At 36.2% G+C, this 536-nt stretch carries 1 protein-coding gene; it reads left to right on the top strand.

Annotated features, from left to right (window positions below):
* Window positions 1-78: 78 nt before the first annotated feature.
* The coding region (locus FOT98_RS29600; protein WP_142245117.1) for a DUF4158 domain-containing protein at window positions 79-536 on the top strand (458 nt) is incomplete at its 3' end.

Genomic DNA, 536 nt, shown 5'->3' with positions numbered 1-536 from the left:
TTGTATCAATAGAGTACACTCTATTGATTTATAATTGAACTAATTAACTGAACAATTACAGAAATGAGATGATACTGTATGAAAGTTGCGAGAGGTAGAGAATTGCTTACATCGGAACAGCGACAGGTCCTTATGCAAATTCCTGAAGACGAGTGGGTGCTAGGAACCTACTACACTTTTTCCAAACGGGATTTAGAAATTATCAATAAGCGAAGGAGAGAAGAAAACCGTTTAGGGTTCGCCGTTCAATTAGCTGTTCTTCGATATCCCGGTTGGCCATACACTCATATCAAAAACATCCCGGATTCAGTCATACATTATATATCAAAACAAATCGGTGCTAGTCCATCCTCGCTAAAGCTTTATCCTCAAAGAGACAATACACTTTGGGATCATTTGAAAGAAATTCGAATTGAATATAAACTAGTAACTTTTACTCTGAAAGAATATAGAATGACATTTAAGCACCTACATCAATTGGCTTTGGAAAATGGTGATGCCATTCATCTACTACATGAATGCATAGATTTTCTAAG

This window comes from Bacillus sp. HY001 (assembly GCF_007558965.1).
Taxonomy (GTDB): Bacteria; Bacillota; Bacilli; order Bacillales; family Bacillaceae_G; genus Bacillus_A; species Bacillus_A mobilis.
This window is presented reverse-complemented; position numbering and strand designations above follow the sequence as displayed.